22 protein-coding genes are annotated in these 21,372 nt (G+C 60.9%); 13 read left to right on the top strand and 9 right to left on the bottom strand.

The features are described 5' to 3' along the window. Positions 1–2: 2 nt before the first annotated feature. From AA105894_RS02470 to AA105894_RS02450, 5 genes are all read right to left on the bottom strand, one after another. Positions 3–1,016: a hypothetical protein gene (locus AA105894_RS02470; RefSeq protein WP_267310338.1), complete on the bottom strand. Its 1,014-nt coding sequence runs from the start codon at positions 1,014–1,016 to the stop codon at positions 3–5. Then, entirely contained in the window at positions 1,013–1,930 is a 918-nt protein-coding gene (gene hslO / locus AA105894_RS02465; RefSeq protein WP_267310337.1) for an Hsp33 family molecular chaperone HslO, read from the bottom strand. Before hslO ends, AA105894_RS02470 begins: the two co-directional genes overlap by 4 nt. A 55-nt stretch (positions 1,931–1,985) precedes the next feature. Then, positions 1,986–2,969 carry an ornithine carbamoyltransferase gene (gene argF / locus AA105894_RS02460; RefSeq protein ID WP_267310336.1) on the bottom strand — a complete coding sequence of 328 codons (984 nt, stop codon included), beginning with the start codon at positions 2,967–2,969 and terminating at the stop codon, positions 1,986–1,988. Continuing rightward, entirely contained in the window at positions 2,966–4,186 is a 1,221-nt protein-coding gene (locus tag AA105894_RS02455) for an aspartate aminotransferase family protein (RefSeq protein WP_267310335.1), read from the bottom strand. Before AA105894_RS02455 ends, argF begins: the two co-directional genes overlap by 4 nt. A gap of 128 nt (positions 4,187–4,314) precedes the next feature. Beyond that, the gene (locus tag AA105894_RS02450; protein ID WP_267310334.1) at positions 4,315–5,874 is read right to left on the bottom strand and encodes a D-aminopeptidase; all 1,560 of its coding nucleotides are present in this window, start codon (positions 5,872–5,874) and stop codon (positions 4,315–4,317) included. Positions 5,875–5,933: 59 nt separating this feature from the next. Here AA105894_RS02450 and AA105894_RS02445 point away from each other — a divergent pair, with 59 nt between their 5' ends. The 9 genes from AA105894_RS02445 (at position 5,934) to AA105894_RS02405 (ending at position 10,923) form a co-directional block, all read left to right on the top strand. Next, the gene (locus tag AA105894_RS02445; RefSeq protein WP_267310333.1) at positions 5,934–6,566 is read left to right on the top strand and encodes a regulatory protein RecX; all 633 of its coding nucleotides are present in this window, start codon (positions 5,934–5,936) and stop codon (positions 6,564–6,566) included. Further along, the gene (locus tag AA105894_RS02440; protein WP_188426686.1) at positions 6,563–7,072 is read left to right on the top strand and encodes a CHAP domain-containing protein; all 510 of its coding nucleotides are present in this window, start codon (positions 6,563–6,565) and stop codon (positions 7,070–7,072) included. The genes AA105894_RS02445 and AA105894_RS02440 overlap by 4 nt, the downstream gene beginning before the upstream one ends. Positions 7,073–7,123: 51 nt before the next feature. Further along, positions 7,124–7,390 carry a twin-arginine translocase TatA/TatE family subunit gene (locus AA105894_RS02435; RefSeq protein ID WP_188426687.1) on the top strand — a complete coding sequence of 89 codons (267 nt, stop codon included), beginning with the start codon at positions 7,124–7,126 and terminating at the stop codon, positions 7,388–7,390. 7 nt (positions 7,391–7,397) lie between these two features. Further along, positions 7,398–8,015 carry a methylthioribulose 1-phosphate dehydratase gene (locus tag AA105894_RS02430; RefSeq protein ID WP_267310332.1) on the top strand — a complete coding sequence of 206 codons (618 nt, stop codon included), beginning with the start codon at positions 7,398–7,400 and terminating at the stop codon, positions 8,013–8,015. Then, positions 8,012–8,569, top strand: coding sequence for a 1,2-dihydroxy-3-keto-5-methylthiopentene dioxygenase (locus tag AA105894_RS02425; protein ID WP_188426689.1), 558 nt, complete (start codon positions 8,012–8,014; stop codon positions 8,567–8,569). The genes AA105894_RS02430 and AA105894_RS02425 overlap by 4 nt, the downstream gene beginning before the upstream one ends. Then, on the top strand, positions 8,566–9,258 hold the full coding sequence (gene mtnC / locus AA105894_RS02420; RefSeq protein ID WP_267310331.1) for an acireductone synthase: 693 nt from the start codon (positions 8,566–8,568) through the stop codon (positions 9,256–9,258). Before AA105894_RS02425 ends, mtnC begins: the two co-directional genes overlap by 4 nt. Beyond that, on the top strand, positions 9,255–10,184 hold the full coding sequence (locus AA105894_RS02415; RefSeq protein WP_267310330.1) for a bifunctional riboflavin kinase/FAD synthetase: 930 nt from the start codon (positions 9,255–9,257) through the stop codon (positions 10,182–10,184). The genes mtnC and AA105894_RS02415 overlap by 4 nt, the downstream gene beginning before the upstream one ends. Positions 10,185–10,191: 7 nt before the next feature. After that, complete coding sequence (locus AA105894_RS02410; RefSeq protein WP_267310381.1) at positions 10,192–10,617, top strand: VOC family protein; 426 nt, start codon at positions 10,192–10,194, stop codon at positions 10,615–10,617. A 93-nt stretch (positions 10,618–10,710) separates the two neighbouring features. Further along, a complete protein-coding gene (locus tag AA105894_RS02405; RefSeq protein ID WP_267310329.1) occupies positions 10,711–10,923 on the top strand; it encodes a hypothetical protein in 213 nt (70 codons plus the stop codon). A 54-nt stretch (positions 10,924–10,977) separates the two neighbouring features. Here AA105894_RS02405 and AA105894_RS02400 read toward each other — a convergent pair whose 3' ends face one another. Continuing rightward, a complete protein-coding gene (locus tag AA105894_RS02400) occupies positions 10,978–11,403 on the bottom strand; it encodes a hypothetical protein (RefSeq protein WP_267310328.1) in 426 nt (141 codons plus the stop codon). Positions 11,404–11,630: 227 nt separating this feature from the next. On the opposite strand from AA105894_RS02400, the gene ileS reads away from it, so the two are divergent. The 4 genes from ileS to mutL are packed head-to-tail and all read left to right on the top strand — an operon-like array spanning position 11,631 to position 17,531. Then, positions 11,631–14,519: an isoleucine--tRNA ligase gene (gene ileS / locus AA105894_RS02395; protein ID WP_267310327.1), complete on the top strand. Its 2,889-nt coding sequence runs from the start codon at positions 11,631–11,633 to the stop codon at positions 14,517–14,519. Continuing rightward, complete coding sequence (gene lspA / locus AA105894_RS02390; RefSeq protein ID WP_267310326.1) at positions 14,495–15,097, top strand: signal peptidase II; 603 nt, start codon at positions 14,495–14,497, stop codon at positions 15,095–15,097. Before ileS ends, lspA begins: the two co-directional genes overlap by 25 nt. Positions 15,098–15,140: 43 nt before the next feature. Beyond that, on the top strand, positions 15,141–15,677 hold the full coding sequence (locus tag AA105894_RS02385; RefSeq protein WP_267310325.1) for a DUF3035 domain-containing protein: 537 nt from the start codon (positions 15,141–15,143) through the stop codon (positions 15,675–15,677). 9 nt (positions 15,678–15,686) lie between these two features. Further along, the gene (mutL, locus tag AA105894_RS02380; protein ID WP_267310324.1) at positions 15,687–17,531 is read left to right on the top strand and encodes a DNA mismatch repair endonuclease MutL; all 1,845 of its coding nucleotides are present in this window, start codon (positions 15,687–15,689) and stop codon (positions 17,529–17,531) included. Positions 17,532–17,649: 118 nt separating this feature from the next. Here mutL and AA105894_RS02375 read toward each other — a convergent pair whose 3' ends face one another. The 3 genes from AA105894_RS02375 to parE form a co-directional block, all read right to left on the bottom strand. Next, positions 17,650–18,327 carry a YfdX family protein gene (locus AA105894_RS02375; RefSeq protein WP_267310323.1) on the bottom strand — a complete coding sequence of 226 codons (678 nt, stop codon included), beginning with the start codon at positions 18,325–18,327 and terminating at the stop codon, positions 17,650–17,652. A 108-nt stretch (positions 18,328–18,435) separates the two neighbouring features. Beyond that, entirely contained in the window at positions 18,436–19,341 is a 906-nt protein-coding gene (locus AA105894_RS02370) for an EamA family transporter (protein ID WP_267310322.1), read from the bottom strand. Beyond that, entirely contained in the window at positions 19,341–21,359 is a 2,019-nt protein-coding gene (gene parE / locus AA105894_RS02365; RefSeq protein ID WP_267310321.1) for a DNA topoisomerase IV subunit B, read from the bottom strand. The genes AA105894_RS02370 and parE overlap by 1 nt, the downstream gene beginning before the upstream one ends. Between the last annotated feature and the right edge of the window lie 13 nt (positions 21,360–21,372).

The raw sequence follows: 21,372 nt of genomic DNA, 5'->3' as shown, positions 1-21,372 counted from the left end.
CTTCAGGTCTTTTTTACTAGAGAGCGTAGTCGCCCGAAAAGACGCCCCGACTGTTTCTTTTCCTGTCTCTGGTCCTGAGACGCCGGTGCAGCAATCTCGGACGGGTTCTGGTGCAGGAAGGCCCATGATTCTGAAATCATGTCGGCAGATGTGGTCTCTGGCGCAGGAGGCAGCGAGCTGTCGGCTTCGATTTCAACCAGAAGGGAAGAGGCATTTCCAAGGCCATAGTCACGCGCCTCGAAAGCCTGGGCATCGGCGATGGTCGCAGCATGATGCGGATTGCTGAGATACCAGCCCAGAATCATGGCAGGTAACATGCCCGCCATGTTTTCATCGCTGACGAGCAGGTTGGCCTTGGGACAATAAAAGCTGGGCGGTTTGTCGAGCTGTCTCTCCCACCATGACAGGTAGAAGGTGCAGTCCGCTTCAGGATCGTAGAAGCGATGGATGAGCTGATGCTCGATGACGAATGAAATCTGCGATCGCAGGGGCCTGTCGCTCAGGGGGGAGAGAACGACCAGCGATTCCGGCCCGATCCGTGTGCCAAGCAGGCGCCGGACCTGTCGGGAAGAAAGCGTTCTTTCATCGAGCGTTGCGAGATCCTGATCCTGTTCGGTCAGAGAGGTCTGGGTCTGACGCATGTCAGTCAGAACACGGACGCACCATGCCGCAGCCAGCTGTGTCGCCAGAAAGAGCGGTACGTGCGGCGCGCTATCAAGTGACGTGGGGGCGGCACTGAGCGAATGTCGTGCCAGCTCGTCAAACCAGGGAGCAACGGCAGCGAGAATCTGCTGTGGGTGCAGGCGCTGCACCACCTCGATATGAGAGCCGCAATAATTACTTTCACCATCGAGATACCAGACCGCCTGACGCCCGCTCATCGTGTCGCTCAGGGTCAGGCACCTGATGTCGTCATCCAGCGCGATGATCTCCTGCGGAGCCCACTGATCATAAAGGGCAGTCAGTGTCTCTCCGTCTACGCGAATGCCACGCAGCAGATCATCAGCCGCGCTCATCGCGCGATCTCGTTACGGTCGAAGCGGAACCCGACATTGCAGAATTCGCAGTTCATGGTGATCTGCCCCTCCTCGGCCATATGGTCGAGATCGTCTTCCGGGAAAGTCGACAATACGCTCGCCAGCCTGGCGCGATTGCAGCGGCATCCAAGGCTCACCACCCTGGGGCGATCGATGAGGACGTCCTGCGTGCCGAACAGGCGCTCGACCAGTGTCGTGGAGCTCAGGGCCGGATCGAAAAGTTCAGATGCCTTGAGGGTGTTGCCGAGGATACAGGCAGTTTCCCATGCGTCCTCATCAGCGCCCTGCTCGGAAGCAATGCCGCCTTCGGTTGCGATCTTTTCGAGCATCAGGGCGCCAGCCTGCCAGCCCTCATCGGTCTTTTCGCAATAAAGGCGCATCCAGCACTCATGCTGTTCGCTTGTCGCGAAATAATGCATGGCCATATCGGCCAGCGTTTCGCCCTCAAGCGCCACAATACCCTGGTGACGTTCGGTATGCGCGCCCTGATCGATCGTGAACGCGAAATAACCGTCGCCGAGGAGTGCCTTGGCCGAGGCATGATCCGGCGTGTTTTCGGAACGGAGATAAAAGCGCAATTCGCCTGAATCGGTGCAATCGGCCACAAGCATCGAGACCGGGCCGTCGCCCTTGATCTGAAGCGAAAACGACCCCTTGAACTTGAGCCCCGCGCTGAGCCCGGCAACCAGCGACAGGGCTTCACCAGCCAGCTGCCGCCCGCAATCGGGGATGTCATGGCGCTTCAGCATGATATCAGCCAGCTTGCCCAGTCTCACCAGACGGCCGCGCACAGGGCGGTTTGCCAGATGAAACGGCGTGATCCCGTGTGAAATCACAAGGTCAGGCACCGTCTCGGGGCGCTGGGTATCAAGAAAGGCGGGTGCTTCAATCATCGGTGTCTAGTCTGATGCTTTCCAGGGTCAGTAACGCGCCGAAGGGCAGCTGCGCTCAGCCGGGCTTGCCGAAAGAGCGCCAGTTTTCACCGCCCAGAACCCAGAGCAGAAGACCTTTCTGGGCATGCAGGCGGTTCTCCGCTTCGTCGAACACAACCGAGGCGGCGCTTTCAAACACCTCTTCGGTCACTTCCTCACCGATATGGGCGGGCAGGCAGTGCATGAACAGGGCCTTGGGGGCGGCTTTCTGCATGAGAGCCGTATTTACCTGGAAGGGGCGCAATGTGCTGAGCCTGACGGTCGATTCCTCGTCCGACATGCTCGTCCAGGTATCCGTCACGATGCAGTCCGCATCTTGCACGGCCTCGACAGGGTCGTGAACGAGGCGGATCTTGCCGCCCTCGGCCTGCGCCCAGTCAAGAACCTCCTGCCGCGGTTTCATCGTCTCAGGCGTTGCGAGCGTGAGTGAGAACCCGAAGCGTACAGCACCCTCGATCAGGGAGGCGGCAACGTTGTTGCCGTCGCCAACCCAGGCCCAGTGCGAGCCTGCGACGGGGCCGCGATGCTCTTCATAGGTCATGATATCGGCAAGGATCTGGACAGGATGGGAATCGGGGGTCAGCCCGTTGACCACAGGAATGCTGCTCCAGCGCACAAGCTCGCTCAGCATGTCGGTTTCGCCGGTACGCACGACCAGCACATCCAGGAAGCGCGACAGAACACGCGCCGTGTCGGCCAGGCTCTCGCCACGACCGATCTGCATGTCTGTCGGTGAAAGCACCGATACGTCCCCACCCAGCTGGCGCATACCCACCTCGAATGAGAGGCGTGTTCGCGTCGAGGGTTTGGAGAGCATCAGGCCAAGCGTACGACCGGCCAAAGGATGGGCGGGGTGCATCGGCACGCGTCGCGCATCCTGCATTGCTTTGACCGAGCGACCGATATCGATGATGTCGCGCAATGTCGCGGAATCCAGATCGCGCAGATCGAGGAAATGCCGGATTTCTGCGGCAGAGGGGGAGCGTGTCTGGATGGTCATGCGTGGCGCTCCGTCTGGCTTTCTGTCTTGTTTTTCTGTTGCTCTGCGGCTTCCAGCGCCTGAGCGGCGCGCGAGAGAATCTCGCAGGCTTCGCGGCATTCTTCCGGGGTGACGATCAGCGGAGGCAGAAGACGCAGCACGTTTTCGCCAGCCGTGACGGTCAGAAGACCTTCAGCCATGACCTGTGCCTGAACCTGTGCGACCGGAAGGCGGCATTTCAGCCCCCACATCAGACCACGACCGCGGGCGAGTTCGAAGACCGTCGGATGTTTGCGCACGAGAGCGTCGAGCGTTTCGCCCAGAACCGCGCCGGTGCGCTCGACCTGTGGCAGAAAACCATCGGCGAGAATGACGTCGAGCACGGCATTTCCTGCGGCGCAGGCGAGCGGATTGCCCCCGAAAGTCGTGCCGTGCGACCCGGCTCCCATAGAGGCAGCGACTTCCTCATTGGCGAGAATGGCACCCATGGGGAATCCGCCTGCAATACCCTTGGCCACTGAGATCACGTCAGGGGTGACGCCGTACCATTCATGGGCGAAGAGCTTGCCCGTACGGCCCATGCCCGTCTGCACTTCATCAAGCGCCAGAATAAGCCCGAATTCATCGCAGACCTGACGCAGTCCGGTCATGAACTGCGGATCGGCCTGCTTGATTCCGGTTTCACCCTGGATCGGTTCAAGCATGATGCCCGCCGTCTCCGGCGTGATGGCAGCGCGCAGCGCGTTCATGTTGTTGAAGGGCACATGATCGAAACCTTCGACCGGCGCGCCGAAACCCTCGAGATAGGCCGGGTTGCCGGTGGCGGCGATCATGGCAAGCGTACGGCCGTGAAAGGCGCCCGTGCAGCAGATGATGCGCGTGCGCTCGGGATGACCGCGACCCGATTGGGTCTTGCGGATCATCTTGACCATGCCTTCATTCGCTTCTGCGCCGGAATTGCAGAAGAACACGCTGTCGGCGAAGGAATGCGCGACCAGCCGGTCTGCCAGCTTCTCTGCCTGCGGGATGCGATACAGGTTGGAAACATGCATCACCCGGCCAGCCTGCTCGGCAATTGCCTTGACGAGGCCTTCATGGCCGTGACCAAGCGACGAGACGGCAATGCCCGCCCCGAAATCCAGGAATCGTCGTCCGTCAGCCGTGTACAAGCAAGCGCCCTGACCATGCTCGAAAGCAAGGTCGACTCGTTTGAATGTTGGCATCAGAGCGGAAATCATGGCGATGAGAGAGCCCGGTTGAAATGGATGGGAAAAAGCAACGGCGAGAGCCCCGCGCCTGAAAACTCAGGGCAGGGCACAGGCTGCTGCATCCCCATGATGGGGGTATTGCCCCCTATCCGTCAAATTCAGTCTTGGCAGCGCCGATAAAAGAGATCGCGTGCCAGCCAGCATCCGACCCGGACACCCGTCATCTTTCCGGCTTCATCGCGCTGAAAAGCGAGTGTCCAGTAGCCTGGCGGTGAGTGATCGAGCGCCCTGAGGCAGGGGATGAGCCAGACATCTCTGCCCAGGGGCTGAAGACGTTCCATTCGTCCCAGGCCGAGCATTCCCGAAAATCCACCGTAAACAGCGCCCTCCGCTCCTTCCAGCGTAAGGACGCTGTCGAGTTCAGCGCAGTGATAACGACCGGCCAGACCGTCATGCCTTATGCGCTCGTCGAGACAGACCAGCGCGACGTCCCGGTTTTCCTGAGGGCGCGCCATTGTCAGCCCCTCATCGGGCAGGCTCAGCCGTGTTGCGTCGCGCCCGGCCCCATTCTGCGTCCAGAACTCGAGTGTTTCCGGCGGGTAGGCATAGCGCAGGGACAGCTTCTTGCCAGATGCACTGGGTGTGATCGACGCTGACAGCCCGGTCTCCCTGTCGAGATAGGAGCCCAGTATGGCTCGATTCCCTGCAGTTTCCTCCTGTGTCATCGGCGGAATGTCGAGTACGGCGGCGGCGAGGGAGGCCGCTGCTGAATGGGCCTCCGACATGTGATTGAACAGAACGACCACAGATAGTCGCTCTTCTGCCAGATGCAGTCTGTGGCTGCGCCAGCCGCGCAGGGCGCCCCCATGGCCGGTCATGGCGCGCCCGAACAGCGTGCCGCGCTGCAGGCCGTGACCATAGCGGGCAGGGGTGCCGTCACGGAAGCTCACCGGGGCGGAGAGGCGATTGTAAAAGCCCTGCGGATCGTTTCTTTGCGCATCGATCGCCAGCTCCCAGGCGATCATGTCGTCAAGGCTGGCACCTAGCCCCGCATCGCCAGTCCAGAAGATGTGATTGACTGCAGCCCGATAGCCAGTCGCCTCGCTTCCCTCATACCCTTGCGTGCCGTCCGGCATGGCCTGTGTATCCGCAGCAAGAAAAGCTGTGCTCATGCCATAACGTTCGAACAGCTGCGTTCTGAGCAGTTCAGCGAAACTGCGTCCCGAAAGTGCCTCGAGCGCTTCCGAAATCAGAAAGAAATTCTGGTTGACGTAGGAATAGGCGGTGCCGGGACGAAAATGCAGGCTGCGCGTGCCGGAGATCACGCGATGGGCCTCCATGGCGCCAAAAGCCGATTCCGTCGGGGCGCCATGCAACATGGCGACCGCCCAGTAATCGCGCAGTCCTGACTGGTTATGTGCCAGATCCATGATGCCCGGGGGCGCCTCTTCCAGCTTGGGCAGATAGCTGGCGATGGCCGCATCGAACGGGGTCTTGTCGGCAAATTCGTCGAGTAGCGCGCAGGTGAACTGCTTTGTGATCGAGCACAGGCGAAACAGGGTCTTCGGTGTGAAGGGCAGGCGGGTTTCGGCGTTGGCGAAGCCCCAGCTATGGCGGCCGATGACCTCTCCCTCCCTGATGACCGCCGCCGCGCCGCCCGGGCCCGGATAGGTCGAGGGCAGGGCCGTGAGCGCGCGTTCGAGCGATGAAAGGGTCATGAGGGAACTCCCGCGGTTTTCACCATGTTGCTGCCACGAAGTTATGGCACAATGTAATTATGTCAGCGATTCCGGATCTGCCTCCTCCGCCGACAGCGGCAACCCTGCGTGAGACGGCCCTGCGTCATCTCGCGCGTTTTGCTGCGACTGAGCAGGGGCTGGCCCAGGTGCTGGAACGCGCGGTCATGCGATGGGCACGCAAGGCGGGCACGCAAGGCTGCGACAATGACCAGATCGAGGGACTGGCCAGAGAGAGCCGCGCGGCTATCGCCGGGATTGTGGCCGATATGCGCAGGTTGGGTGCGCTCGACGATGCTGCCTTTGCCCGATCGCGCTCGCTCAGCCTGACGCGCTCGGGGCGGTCGCGCCGGGCGGTAGCTGCGAGTCTGACCCAGAAAGGCATTGGCGCCGAAGTTCTGGGCGACGCGCTGGCAGAGGCTCTCGGGCACAGGCACGACGACAGCGCGCACGAGCATGAACTCGGCGCTGCGCTCGTTCTTGCCCGCAAGCGTCGGCTCGGTCCTTTCAGGAGGGGCGATGAAGAGGAGGGCGACGATCAGGCGCCCCTGCGTCATCAGCGCGCTCTGGCTGCTTTTGCCCGTGCAGGGTTCGGCCGTGATGTCGCCGAGCGGGCACTGGCTCTGGATCTGATGGAAGCGGAGGATCGCGTCATGGCGCTGAAATCGTCATGAAGAGGATGGTGCTTGGGTTCAGTTTCTGTCTGAGCCTTGCTGCCTGTGGTGGCGGGCCGAGGGAATACAGCCGCGCCAGTTTCAATGGCCCGTTGCAATGCGCGCCCTATGCGCGCGCCAAGACAGGTGTCGCGCTCTATGGCGCTGCGGCTTCCTGGTGGCGCGGGGCTTCGGGTAAATACAGGCGCACACAGAGCCCGGCGCAGGGCGAGATCCTTGTCTTTCGTTCGACAGGGCGGCTGCCTTCGGGGCATGTCTCCGTTGTGCGCAGCACTGTCTCATCGCGCAAGATCCTGGTCGAACATGCCAATTGGGAGCCCGGTCGCATCGACCGGTCGGTGCCGGTCATCGACGTGTCGCGCAATAATGACTGGTCTCTGGTGCGGGTCTACTGGGCGCCGATCAAAAATCTGGGCTCGAGAGCCTATCCCACTTACGGCTTCATCGTTCCGCGTGACATCGACGATATTGCGCGCTTGCAAGAGACGCCTGATCACGCCATGTGAGAAGTGAGAAAAGAGACGGCTGTTCGGTCCCGTCATACAAGGAGAGAGATTATGGGTAGCATGAGTCCCCTGCACTGGCTGATAGTGCTTGCCGTCGTACTCATCCTTTTTGGCGGTGGCAGCAAGATCAGCGGTCTGATGGGCGACTTCGCGAAGGGGATCAAATCCTTCAAGAAGAACATGGCAGAAGACGAATCCATGGAGCCGAAGCATGACCAGCCCAATGGTCAGATTTCGCCGCCCCCCCAAGGCAATTTCCAGCAGCCGCAATACACGCCCCCCGTATCGGGCGGTAATGTGAACAACGTCAATCACTGAGCTTTCCATGACCCAGCTTTCGGACCGGCTCTGGTCGGATGCGGTGCAGGACGTGCTGCATGCCGGCCGCAGAATGGACCAACGGGGCTGGGTGCCAGCCACGGCTGGCAATCTCAGCCGTCGACTTGACGATGGCCGCATCGCCATCACGCGCTCGGGCGGTCACAAGGGTTTTCTGACCGAGCAGGACGTCATCGAGATCGACCCTGAGGGCCGCCCGCTCGATTCCGGCCAAAGGGCCAGTGCCGAGACCTTGCTTCACACGCAGCTTTACGCATCTGACCCGACGATCGGTGCTGTGCTGCATGGCCATTCGGTCGCGGCGACCGTGCTGTCGATGGCGATCGAGGCGCCTGTGCTGACTCTGGCAGGGTATGAATTGCTCAAGGTGTTCGAGGGGCAATCAACCCATGACACCGCTATCGACGTGCCATTTTTCGCCAATGACCAGGATATTGCCCGTCTTGCGACAGTCGTGGCGCCGTCTCTCGGGAAAATGCCCGCGGGTTATGTGATCAGAGGGCATGGTGTCTATGTCTGGGGCCGGAACATGGCCATGGCGCTGGCCCGGCTCGAAGGGCTGGAATTTCTTCTGGCCTGCGAACTCGAAAGGCTGAAATCATGAGTAGACTGACGATCTATCGCGACGACACGCCCGAAAACCTCATTCTCGACACAGAGGATGCAAGGGTCATCGCCGAGACCCTGCGCCCGCTCAATGTGCGCTTCGAACGCTGGCAGTCACCTGTAACACCCGCCAAGGATGCTGCACCGGAAGTCATTCTGGAGGCATACCGCCCCTATCTCGATGGGCTGATGGGCGAAACCGGAGCAGGCAGCGCCGATGTGGTGCGGTTTGACCGCAACACGCCGCAGATCGCTGCCATGCGTGAAAAATACCTCTCTGAGCATACCCATAGCGAAGACGAGGTTCGGTTTTTCGTTCATGGTCAGGGCGCCTTCATCCTTCATGTCGAGGGCAAGGTCTATTCGGTACTCTGCGTTCAGGGCGATCTGATTTCGGTTCCTGAAGGAACGCCTCACTGGTTCGACGCCGGGACCAATCCCGATGTGGTTGCCCTGCGGGTATTCACTGATACGACGGGGTGGGTTGCCGAATATACGGGCGACGAAATTGCCCGTCGCTTTCCTGTTGTCATTCCGGATCTTGCCGCATGAGCACTGTTCGTCTGATCCTTCTTGATATCGAAGGAACGACCCTGCCGATCTCCTTCGTCAAGGATGTGCTCTTTCCCTATTCCGACAAGGTGATGCCTGAACTGCTGCTTGAGCAGGCGGACAACCCTCTGGTCAAGGTGGCGCTGGCGGATATCGAGGCGGCCAACCCCGGTTGCGATCCGCTTGCCCAGCTGCATGACTGGACGGTGCATGACGAAAAGGTCGCGCCGCTCAAATCATTGCAGGGACTGGCCTGGAAAACAGGCTTCGAGACCGGCGCTCTCAAGGCACGTCTCTATCCCGATGTCGCCCCAGCCCTTGAAGCCTGGCATAAGTCAGGGTTGCGTCTTGCCGTCTATTCCTCGGGTTCAGCCAGTGCGCAGCGCCTGCTCTATGGTTATTCCGATGCGGGCGATCTGACCTCGCTGTTCGAGGCGTTCTACGATCTCGATATTGGCGGCAAGAAAATTGCCGAGAGCTATCGCGAGATCGCCTCGCGTGCAGGTGTGGCGCCGGGCGAAATCCTGTTCCTGTCCGATATTGGCGCCGAACTCGACGCAGCAGCGGAAGCGGGCCTCAGAACCTGCCAGCTTGTCCGGCCGGAAGACGGTACTGTCGCGCATCAGGGTGTGCGTCAGGCAGCGGATTTCCAGAGCGTCAGCCAGCAATTCGAGTTGCCTGTCTCATGACCTTGCACGAGGACTGGGCGGCAATCCCGCAAGGGGCGCACGGCGCCGCCGTAGCCCTCGGCAATTTTGATGGTGTGCATCTTGGGCATGTCCATCTTTTGAAGTCGCTGCATGCAGCGCGTCCCGACCTGCCTCTGGGCGCGGTGACATTCGAACCGCATCCTCGCGAGTTTTTCCGCCCGCAGGACCCGCCGATCCGGCTGATGCTTCCCGCTGTCCGCGCACGTTTCCTGCATGAGCAGGGCGTCAAACAGATCTTCCAGCTGCCGTTCGATGCTGATTTCAGTCATCTCTCGCCCGAGCAGTTTGTCGAAGAGGTGCTGCATCGTGCGCTTGGCGTGCAGCATGTGGCGTGCGGCCCCGATTTTGCTTTTGGGCACAGACGGGCCGGCAGTATCGATTTTCTCGCACACAGGCTTGAAGTGCTTGGTATCGGCCTGACGGTTGTGCCGCCCCTTACAGATATCAGCGGGCCATTTTCCTCCTCACGCATCCGTCGTCTGCTTCAGGAAGGCTATCCCGAGCGTGCGGCAGAAGAGCTTGGTCGTCCCTGGTTCATCGCAGGTGCCGTAACGCATGGTGACAAGCGCGGACGTCTGCTGGGCTTTCCTACCGCCAATATTCCGCTTGGCCGTCATATCGAACCCGCCCGCGGCGTCTATGCCGTGACGGTACACCATCCCGATGGACGCGTGATCCCGGGGGTGGCCAATATCGGTCGCCGTCCGACCATCAATGACGGGCAGGAAAGCCGCCTGGAAGCGCATCTGTTTGACACCAATGAAGATCTCTATGGCCAGACCCTCGAGGTCAGCCTGCACAGATTGCTGCGTGAAGAGCGTCGCTTCGACGGGCTCGACGCATTGAAGGCCCAGATCGCCGAGGACGCGAGCCAGGCCCGCGCTGCGCTTGGCTTTGCCGTCTGAACCCTGCCTGTTGCAGGGGGGCAATCATGTCACGCTTTGCGTGACTGACCTGTCGCGGGCTCTCGCTTTTTATCAGGATCTGCTCGGTTGCCCTTTACGAGCGCGCTGGGATCGCGGGGCATATCTTGAGGCAGGGTCGCTCTGGCTATGTCTCGAATGCGCGCCTGCTGACATCTGTCTGCCACGACGGGATGACACCCATCTTGCCTTCACCGTCAGCGCCGCTGCTTTTACAGTGCTGTCTGCGCGCCTTTCAGGGGAGGTGACCATATGGAAAACCAATAAGAGCGAAGGGGAATCGCTCTATTTCCTCGATCCTGACGGACATAAACTTGAAATCCATGTCGGCTCCTTGGCAACGCGTCTGGCCCATTGGCGCCACCATCCCCCCGCTACCCTTCGTGATCTGACGATGCCGCCTGACAGGGCGTGACATGATCTTGCCTTGAATGTGAAGTTTTGTTGTTTGCCTTCACTTTTGTAATGTTATAAATTACTCGGGGTTAATAAATCGGTGGGGGCTATCATGTTTGGCGCGATGCAGATGTATCAGATGCAGGCGATGGAACAGCATATCGCCCAGAAAGAGGCGCGTCGTGAGAAGAGTGTCTCACGGCTTGTTCGCCTGCGTGATTTCTTTCGACAGGATCTGACCCAGCTGGGCGAGCAGATCGACACGACGTTTGAGGCCGTCTGCACGGGCGGGCATTTTCCGCCTTCGCAGATCAGACGCTCCTGACGACAGAGGGCACAAGAGTGATCAGACGTCGCTATTTCGTGTCGGATCGGGCCATCAGTTCACGATGGTGCAGGAGAAGGGTGTCTGAAGCACGCGATAGAATTCTTTCTGATGCAGGGAGAAGATGAGCCGTAGCGACACATTGCCTTCCATCAGAAACTTCATGTCACCATCGCAATAGCGGTCTCTGGTAGCGTCATAGAGCAGCTGTTTGAGCTTATTGACTGAAAAGTCATGGATCGCGTTATCCGCTTCCGATGTCAGCGTAATTTCTTCGACGAGTATGCGACCATCCCGGCTGGCATGTGTGATCGTCTCCATCGCATTTTCACGATTTGGTGCCTTTGCATTGAGCACGAAGATAGCCTTGTCGAGGCGATCGACCGATATCTCGGTTCCAAAATTGAAGTCGCCAGCCAGCGCTGTTGTGGGAGTATTCAGTAATGACAGAAAGACAACTGAGAGAAGCCGATAATTCATGGTGGTAACCCATTTTTCCGGGTAGATTACCATATCTGTGTTTCGTATTCCATTCAGAGCAGCAAATTCCTGCCTGACGCATGGAATGCTTCCTGTATCCCAGAAACCGGACTGTCTCAGGCCTGATGAGGCGGTGTTAGTGTCGCCGGTCCGGTCTTGTGCTCTTGACCCAGAAGCCCGCATCTTCGCATAACTCGCGGTTCCCTGACTCCGTCGAATGATCGAAGATGCCTGATTCAAAAAGCCCCGATCCTCAGGACCGTTATCGCGACACGGTCTTTCTTCCCCGCACCAGCTTTCCCATGCGTGGCAATCTGCCGACGCGTGAGCCTGCGATTCTGGCGCGTTGGGAGTCGATGGGGCTCGATCAGAGCATTATCGAGGCAGGCAAGGGAAAGCCCGTCTTCACCCTGCATGATGGCCCGCCTTATGCGAATGGCCATCTCCACATCGGTCACGCCCTGAACAAGATCAACAAGGACGTGGTCAACCGCGCACAGCGCATGAATGGCGCACGGGTGCGCTACGTTCCGGGCTGGGATTGCCACGGCCTGCCGATCGAATGGCGCGTAGAAGAGGAATACCGCAAGGCGGGCAAGAACAAGGATGATGTGCCGGTCCTGCAGTTCCGCGCCGAGTGTCGCGACTATGCGCGCCGCTGGCTCGAAATCCAGTCCGAGGAATTCAAGCGTCTGGGTGTGCAGGGCGAGTGGAAGAACCGCTATGCCACCATGGATTTCAGCTCTGAATCAGCCATCGTAGGCGAAATCGGCAAATTCCTGCTCAATGGCAGCCTCTATCGCGGCCTGCGCCCCGTCATGTGGAGCCCGGTCGAAAAGACGGCCCTCGCCGAGGCCGAGATCGAATATCACGACATCACCTCGACCACGATCCATGTGGCGTTCCCGATCGAGGCCGATCCGACCCCGGGTCAGGCATTGCAGGGGGCTTCAGCGGTCATCTGGACGACCACGCCCTGGACCATCCCGGCCAATCGCGCCATCGCCTATGGCCCCGAGATCGCCTATGCCGTGATCCGCGCCGATCTGATGGAAGAGAACAGCCTTGTCGCGCCGGGTTCGCGCTTCCTGATCGCTGAAGAGCGTCTAGCCGATTTCTGCAAGCAGGCAGGCATTCAGGAGCATCACGTTCTCTACACCCTGCCGGGTGAGGCGCTTGAGGGAACGCTCTGCGCCCATCCCCTGCGTGGTTGTGGCTATGAGTTCGACGTGCCCATGCTGCCGGGCGATTTCGTGACCACAGATGCCGGTACGGGCCTTGTGCATATGGCGCCTGCGCATGGTCAGGATGACTTTCTCCTGACACGGCAGTACGGCATCGAAGTGCCCGAGCTGGTGCAGGATGATGGCACCTACGCCCCCTGGGTGCCGCATTTTGCTGGTATCCACGTCTTCAAGGCGGCTGACCCTGTCTGCAATGCCCTGACCGAAGCCGCACAGCGATGGGCCGCCAATGGCGATGCCGCTGCAGGCCTCGTGGCACGGTCGAGCATCGTGCACTCCTATCCGCATTCATGGCGCTCGCGTAAGCCGATCATCTTCCGGGCGACCCCGCAATGGTTCATCCGCATGGATGGCGATCAGGCCCTGCGACGCAAGGCGCTCGATGCCCTGGCCGATGTCACCTTCGTGCCCGAAGCCGCACGTAACCGCCTGACCTCCATGATCGAACAGCGTCCTGACTGGTGCATCAGCCGTCAGCGCGCCTGGGGCGTGCCGATTGCCGTCTTTGTCGAAAAAAGCACCGGCGAAGTGCTGCGCGATCCGGCTGTCATGCAGCGCGTTGTCGATGCAATGGCCGAGCATGGCGCCGATATCTGGTACAGCGCCGATCCGGCTGTCTTCCTCGGCGAGGGGCGCGACCCGGCACAATACGAGCAGGTTTTCGACATCGTCGATGTGTGGTTCGAAAGCGGATCGACCCATAGCTTCGTGCTGGGTCAGGATGGTCTGAACTTCCCGGCCGATCTCTATCTCGAAGGGTCGGACCAGCATCGCGGCTGGTTCCAGTCCTCGCTGCTCGAAAGCGTTGGCACACGTGGTGTCGCGCCAATGAAGGCCATCGTCACCAATGGCTTTGTGCTCGACGAGCAGGGCCGCAAGATGTCGAAATCGCTGGGCAATGTCATTGCGCCCAAGGAAGTCACCGACAAGCTGGGCGCAGATATCCTGCGTCTGTGGGTCGTCAATTCCGACAGCAATGAAGATCTGCGTATCGGCAACGAGATACTGAAGCAGCAGGGTGAGCTTTATCGTCGTCTGCGCAACACGTTGCGCTGGCTGCTGGGCGCGCTCGACGGCTATACGCCTGAAGAGGCCGTGCCTTACGAGCAGCTGCCGGAGCTGGAACGTTATATCCTGCATCGCCTGACCGATCTCGGCGGGCTGCTGAAACAGGCTGTCCAGACCCATCAATGGGTTGGCGTCTATCCGATGCTGCACGGTTTCTGCACCACCGACCTCTCGGCGTTCTATTTCGACGTCCGCAAGGATGCGCTGTATTGCGATGCCCCGTCGTCCCTGCGTCGCCGTGCGGCCCGTACTGTGCTCGACATCCTGCACCGTGCGCTCGCCACCTGGCTGGCACCGGTTCTGGTCTTCTCGGCTGAAGAAGCCTGGACGGCCCGTTTTGGTGAAGAAAGTTCGGTACATCTGCAGAACTTCCTCGAGCCTGATCCGATCTGGCACGATCCTGCTCTGGGTGAACGCTGGACGCAGATCCGTGCCCTGCGCCGTGTCATCACGACCGAGCTGGAAGGCGCCCGCCGTGGCGGCGCCATCGGCTCGTCGCTCGAAGCCCGCCTTACCCTACCGCTGACCGAGCAGGAGCAGGTTGCTTTCGGCGATGTGGACTGGGCCGAACTTGCCATCGTCTCACAGGCCGATGTGCAGCTTCTGACCAATGTGCCATCGCTCTATATCGATGACGGGTCTGACCCCGAGCGCGAGGGTGTGGTTGCGGCGCATCCCGGCCCGAGCGTGGCGGAAGCCGAGGGGACGAAATGCCTGCGTTGCTGGCGCGTTCTGCCTGAAGTCGGCAGCCATGCCGAGCATTCGGGCCTGTGCCTGAGATGCAGCGACGTGGTGTCGATGTGACACGCGCGAAGCTCACCTTTTCCTTCGGGCGCCCGGCGACCCTGATCGCCGGCATCATCGCTTTCGTGATCGTGCTCTGTGCCGATCAGGCGAGCAAATGGTGGATTCTGGATGTCTTCAACCTGCCTCTCAAGGGCAGTGTGGTCATTATGCCGGGGCTGGATTTCACCATGGTGTGGAATCACGCCGTGACCTTCGGCATGCTGGGTGGGATCGGTGCTTATGGGCCATTGATCTTCTGCACGGTGGCTCTTCTGGCCGTGCTCGCCCTGCTCTGGCAGACCCTCACTACTTCGCGCATGGTGGTTGCCATTGCCTCCGCGGCTATTGCAGGGGGCGCCGTTGGCAATGTGATCGATCGCATGCGCTTTGGCGCCGTGGTCGATTTCATTCATGCCCATGCCTTCGGCTGGAGCTGGTATGTCTTCAACGTAGCTGACTCGGCAATTGTCTGCGGTGTGATCGCCTGGGTGATCGAGTCGATCTGGTCAGACAGACGCGAAGCCGGGGCAGGTAATGACGCAGGCAAGAATTCGTTGCATTCTTCCGGCTCCGCAACCGCCTCGCGTGATCATTGATCTCTTGTCGATGCCGAAACGCTCCATTAGGATTGGGACCGATATGGCTCAGCTCTCCTTCCCGTCCGTCCTCCGCGTCCTGCCGGTTCTCGGCCTGACCGCGCTCCTTCCGGCCTGCTCCGGTTCCGATGTCTCGCGGGCTTTTGGCCTCGAGCGGTCGATGCCTGACGAATATACGGTCACCACGCGTGCACCGCTTTCGATGCCGCCATCGGAGCAGCTGAGCCTGCCCGGGCAGGGTGAGCATACGGTGGATGAAAATCCCCGCACCCAGGCGCTCGAGACCCTGTCGCCGAATGCTGCTCTGCACTCGACCACGGGTAGCAACAGCGCGGGCCAGCAGGCTCTTGTCGGCCAGGTCGAGCAGGCTTCCAGAGCGCCGAACAATGCCGAACTGGGCGCTGCCGGCGCCGGTCTGACCGACGAGCTGATGTTCTGGCGCGGCGGCAATTCGGGCAGTGTGGTAGATAGCGAGGCTGAAAACCGCCGTATCCAGCGCGCCTCTGCCCTTGGCCAGAGCCCGTCAACCGGTGCCACCCCCACCAAGAAGTCGAAGAGCTCATTTCTCGGCGTCTTCTGATGCCGGCCCATGAATTCTGCTGAGCGCATTCCGTTACGGCCGACGCTGAGGCGTCTGTCCAATCATGTCATCGATCTGATCGCTGCGGGCGAGGTCGTCGAGAGACCTGCCGCAGCCCTCAAGGAACTGGCTGAGAACGCGCTCGATGCCGGAGCGACCCGGCTCGAGGTTTCCCTGATCAATGGTGGGTGCGACCGTATCGAGGTGATCGATAATGGCTGCGGCATGTCGCCTGACGATCTGGCCATGGCCGTTGAGCGCCATTGCACCTCCAAGCTGAGCGATGAGAGCCTGACCCATATCGTCACGCTCGGCTTTCGTGGCGAGGCGCTGCCCTCCATCGGGGCGACCGCACGGCTTGGCATGATTTCGAGACAGCACGATTCCGACACGGCCTGGATGCTGCGTCTTGAAGGTGGGGTCCTGACCCCGCCAGCGCCCGCCCCTGGCGCGCCGGGCACACGTGTGGTCGTTGAAGATCTTTTCTTTGCCACGCCCGCGCGGCGCAAATTCCTGAAATCAGCGCGCGTCGAGGGCAGTCATGCCGAATCGGTCATGCGGCGTCTGGCGCTTTCGGCGCCGCATTGCGCCATGCGCTTTTCGCTTGATGAGCGTCTGGTTTTCGACTTTCCTTCCCAAACCCGGCTTGAACGCGTTCAGGCCGTTCTGGGCGAAAGCGACTCCCTTATCCCGCTCGACGAAGAGCGTAATGGCCTGCATCTGACAGGCTACATCTGCGGACCCGCTGCCACGCGTGCCACAGCAGCGGCGCAGTTTCTGGTGGTCAATAACCGGCCTGTCGCTGACCCCCTGATGAAGACGGCCATACGTGTGGCTTACCGCCCGGTCATCGAGCCGGGACGCCATCCGGTTCTTGCCTTGCATCTGACCCTGCCGCATGACCGGGTGGATGTGAACGTCCATCCCGCCAAGACCGAACTGCGCTTCGCCGATGAAGCCGATGTCAGAGGGCTGATGATAGGCGCCATGCAGCGGGCGCTTGGTCACGGTGCGGGTGAGGGCGGGGTACGTGTGCGTTTTGCGGCCCCCTCGCGGCAGAACATCCAGTATCCGGCTCCCGAACCGGTGCGCCAAAGCGCCGGTTTTCTCTCTTCCCATGCGACTCTTGCGGGCATCGGGGCAACTGCCCCGCAGACGATTCCGGCTGCGGTCACAGGTTTCTCCGAAGGCCTTGGAGCTTTTGCGCCAGCGGCCCGGCCTGTCATCCAGCCTGATGCCCAGCAACAGGCGGCTTTCCCGCTCGGTGCCCCGGTGGCACAGGTTTTCGATACATATATTCTGGCCGTCGGTCAGGACGGCGACCTCATCCTTGTCGATCAGCATGCGGCCCATGAGCGCCTGACCCATGAGAAGCTGCTCGCCCAGTATGCCTCTGGCACGCTCAAGGCGCAGCGTCTGCTCCTGCCTGAGGTGGTCGATCTGCCCCCCGGACAGGCGGGGCGTCTGCTGGAGTGGAAGACAGCTCTCGAATCGCTCGGCCTCGAAATCGAGTCGTTCGGCGGGGGCAGTGTGCTGCTACGCACCATGCCCATTCTGCTGCAGGGCGGCGATGGCGTCGCGCTGCTCCGTGACCTTTCTGAAGAACTCGCTGCCGACCCTGACCTTGTGCCGGGGGATAGCGCCGCACTCGAAAGGCGCATCGACGCTGTCATTGCCCGCATGGCCTGTCATGGCAGCATCCGGGCTGGCAGACGCCTGCAGCAGGAGGAAATGGCCGCCCTGCTACGTCAGATGGAGCAGACACCCCGCGCGGGCACCTGCTCGCACGGCCGCCCTACCTGGCTGCGGTTGGGGCGTGACGAACTCGAGAAACTGTTCGGTCGCATCCGGTAGGGACTTTATTGCCTTTTCCGCGACGCAGCCCCTTTTGATTAGCATCACAGGGCTTTCGGCTGATTTCTGAGCGAGCGTGATGACCCGCTCAGGGTTGAATTTCAGAAAGCCAAAGATTTTACGACTTTTTGTGCGAAGTCTTGTGGGCCGGCGCAATCGCTGGCTGGGCAGTAACAACCACGCTGTCGGAAACGAACAGCACGCTGTCGAGGGCGTTCTGTAGCGCTTCCGTGGCCATCTTCGCATCGCCACCATCCATGAAGACCGACGCGCGGTTGATGTCACCCGACACCATTTCAAGCGGTGCGAGTGCCACAACATACTGTACGTCGGTGCCCACGACCTGCAGATCCTGATTCACCAGTTTCGTATCGCCAGTCTTCAGATGCGTATTGGCCTGGGCCAGCGCCGTCTGCTTTTCGGGGGCAAGGGCCTCGGTTACAGCATATTCGCCGCCAATCGGCAGCCAGTGGACTTCCACGCCCGTGATCACGGCGCGTTTGGGGGCGGCATGGCTCGGTGCTGGCTGCATGGCGTCCTGCGCCTTCAGGAAGGCACGGTTGTCCTTGGCGGCCTTAGTGAGTCGGACCTGCGCATCATTGATCAGCGACTGGGCCTGACCGTTCTGGTTGTTGCCCAGGGCCTGCTGTGCCTGAACGATATCGGCGAAGGCCTTCTGGCCGTCCTTGGACAGGCGGGCAAAATCCTTGTCAGCCATGCGCTGTGGCGATGCGGCAAGGGCCGGAACCGCAGCGAAAGTGAAAAGGGCGGTACCGGCAATAAAGAGGCGACGCATCGACTTGCTCCCTTGATTCGTCTCCTGGCGAGACTGTTGGGAACAGAACGGTCACGACCTGCCGATGTTGCATGACAAGGGCGTTAACACGCCCTCATGAACCGCCGGTCAGGTGGGGGGAACGGTCTCGCCATCTGGCGGCGGCTTGCGGCTGGTCAGCACGTTGCCCGCCGAGGCCCCTGCGATGCAGAGCACACCCAGCCAGCGTGCCACCGAAAGCGACTCGCCCAGCAGAAACAGCCCCGAAATCGAACCGAGAACCGGCTCCAGACTAAGCAGAATGCCCAGATCACGCGGTCCAAGCTTGCGCATGGCCATCATGTCCAGAATATACGGGACGGCTGAAGAAAGAATGGCCACACCGACGGCCTGAAAACCCTGATGGGGATGGGTTACAGCCGGCATCAGTGTCGGAATTAGCCAGGGCAGCAGGAGGATACCTGCTGTTGTCATACCCAGTGTGGTTGCCTGTGCAGCGGGCATGATACGGCCGATACGTGTGCCGGTCAGAATATAGATCACCCAGCCGACAGCGCTGATCAAGGCGGCGATGACCCCGATAGGGTCGAGATGGCCCGAGATGTGATCGGGGCGGAGCAGAAGATACAGCCCCGAAAGCACCATACCGGCCCAGACCAGATCGAGCAGACGGCGTGAGCCTATGAGGGCCAGAGACAGCGGCCCCATGAACTCGAACGCGACCACCAGCCCCAGTGGCAGGCGAACCAGCGCGATATAGAAGGCAAAATTCATGACCGCCATCGAGGCCCCGTAGGGCAACAGCAGGCGCCAGATGCCGGGTCTCAGCACCGAGGGGCCGGGCCGGATGACGGTCAGCAGAATAACGGCGGCGAGGCAGACACGCAGTCCGACCATCCCCTCCGCACCGAAGAGCGGAAAGAGGCTCTTGGCCAGCGCGGCGCCGACCTGAAAGGAGGAAATTCCTCCGATCAGAAGAGCCAGACCGCCAAGTTTGTCGAGTCGCGTTGAAGTCGGATGGTCGAGAGCAGCCATCAGACGTCGAGAAGCTCGGCCGAGCGGGCATGATCCTGAATGAACCGAAAGCGCAGCTCAGGCTTGCGCCCCATCAGGCTTTCGACGCGATCGCTGGTGAGCGCACGGTCTTCCGGGGGGGTGACGACACGCAGCAGCGTGCGTTTGGCGGGGTCCATGGTCGTCTGCTTCAGATCCTTGACCGGCATTTCGCCAAGACCCTTGAATCGTGAAATCTCGACCTTTGCGCCCTGCTTGAAGTCACGCTTGAGGCGCCGCACACGGTCGTCGTCATCCATGGCGTAAACGGTCTTTGCCCCATGGGTCAGGCGGTAAAGCGGCGGCTGTGCCAGATAGAGATGACCCTTGCGCACCAGTTCGGGCATTTCGCGATAGAAGAAGGTCATGAGCAGGGAGGCGATATGCGCGCCATCCACGTCAGCATCGGTCATGATGATGACGCGCCCATAACGCAGACGCGTCAGATCGAAGCTCAACCCCGAGCCACAGCCCAGAGCCTCGACAAGATCGCGTAGTTCCTGATTGGCCTTGAGCTTGTCCGCCGTTGCCGACGCCACGTTGAGAATCTTGCCGCGCAGGGGAAGAACGGCCTGGGTTTCGCGATCGCGCGCCTGACGCGCAGAGCCACCTGCCGAATCGCCTTCGACCAGAAAAAGCTCGGTATCGGCCGCATTTTCCCGCGTGCAGTCGGTCAGCTTCCCCGGCAGGCGCAGGCGGCGCGTGGCGCTCTTGCGCGGCGTGTCCTTGCTTTCCTTGCGGCGCAAACGTTCTTCGGCACGCTCGATGATGAACGCCAGAAGATTATCGGCCTGCGCCGGATTGCCGCCCAGCCAGTGGTCCAGCCGGTCACGCAGGGCGCCCTCGACAAGGCGGCTGGCTTCCTGCGTGGTCAGTTTTTCCTTGGTCTGGCCCTGAAAATGGGGGTCGCGGATAAAGACCGAGAGCTTGGCTGAGAGCGCGCCAAGAATATCATCCGCTGTGACCGCCGCCGCGCGCTTGGTGTTGCGGCTTTCCCCCCAGGCACGGAAGCCCTTGACCAGAGCCGTGCGGAAACCGGCTTCATGCGTGCCGCCCTGAGGCGTTGGGATCGTATTGCAGTACGACGTCATGCTCGACGTGCCCTGCTCCAGAAAAGCCACGGCCCATTCGAGTTTGCCGCCCGTGCGACCGTCGGCAGCCTGAGGCAGCTCGGCCTCGCCCGCCCAGATCGGGGCCAGCAGGGCGGGCGCGGCACCGAGTTCGGCATTCAGACTGTCAGCGAGACCATTGGGGAAATGGATCGTCGCTTCGGTCGGGATCTCGTCTCCACTCCTGATCAGAGACGGGTCGACGCTCCAGCGGATGGTGACGCCACGAAACAGCGCAGCCTTCGAGCAGCATAGGCGATAGAGGCGCTGGGGCGAGAAGCTCAGCGTTCCGAAAATTTCCGGGTCCGGCGAAAAGCGGATGGTCGTGCCACGACGGTTGGGGGCGTTGCCGATCTGCTGGAGTGGGGTCAGGGGCTTGCCGCGGGCATAGTCCTGACGCCAGAGCAGCTTTTCGCGTGCAACCTCGACTTCCAGCCTGTCTGACAGCGCATTGACCACTGACGAGCCCACGCCGTGCAACCCGCCCGACGTGTCATAGGCCTTGCCCGAAAACTTGCCGCCTGCATGCAGTGTGGTGAAGATCACCTCAAGCGCCGAGCGGTCCTTGAATTTGGGGTGGGCATCAACGGGAATACCACGCCCGTTATCCCGCACCATCAGCAGACGCGGCCCCTCAAGAGCCAGATCGATGACGCTCGCATGGCCTGCGACAGCTTCATCCATGGCGTTGTCGAGAATTTCGGAAGCCAGGTGGTGATAGGCGGTATCATCGGTGCCGCCGATATACATGCCCGGGCGGCGTCTGACCGGTTCGAGTCCTTCAAGGACTTCGATCTGATCGGCGCCGTAATTTTCCGGCACAGGAGCCTGCGTCGACTTGCGGGGGCGACGCGCGGGCTTTTCATCACTCTGGAAGAGGTCGTCGTTCATATTGCGTTCTTGA

The organism is Asaia spathodeae NBRC 105894 (genome assembly GCF_025994195.1).
Taxonomy (GTDB): domain Bacteria; phylum Pseudomonadota; class Alphaproteobacteria; order Acetobacterales; family Acetobacteraceae; genus Asaia; species Asaia siamensis.
This window is presented reverse-complemented; position numbering and strand designations above follow the sequence as displayed.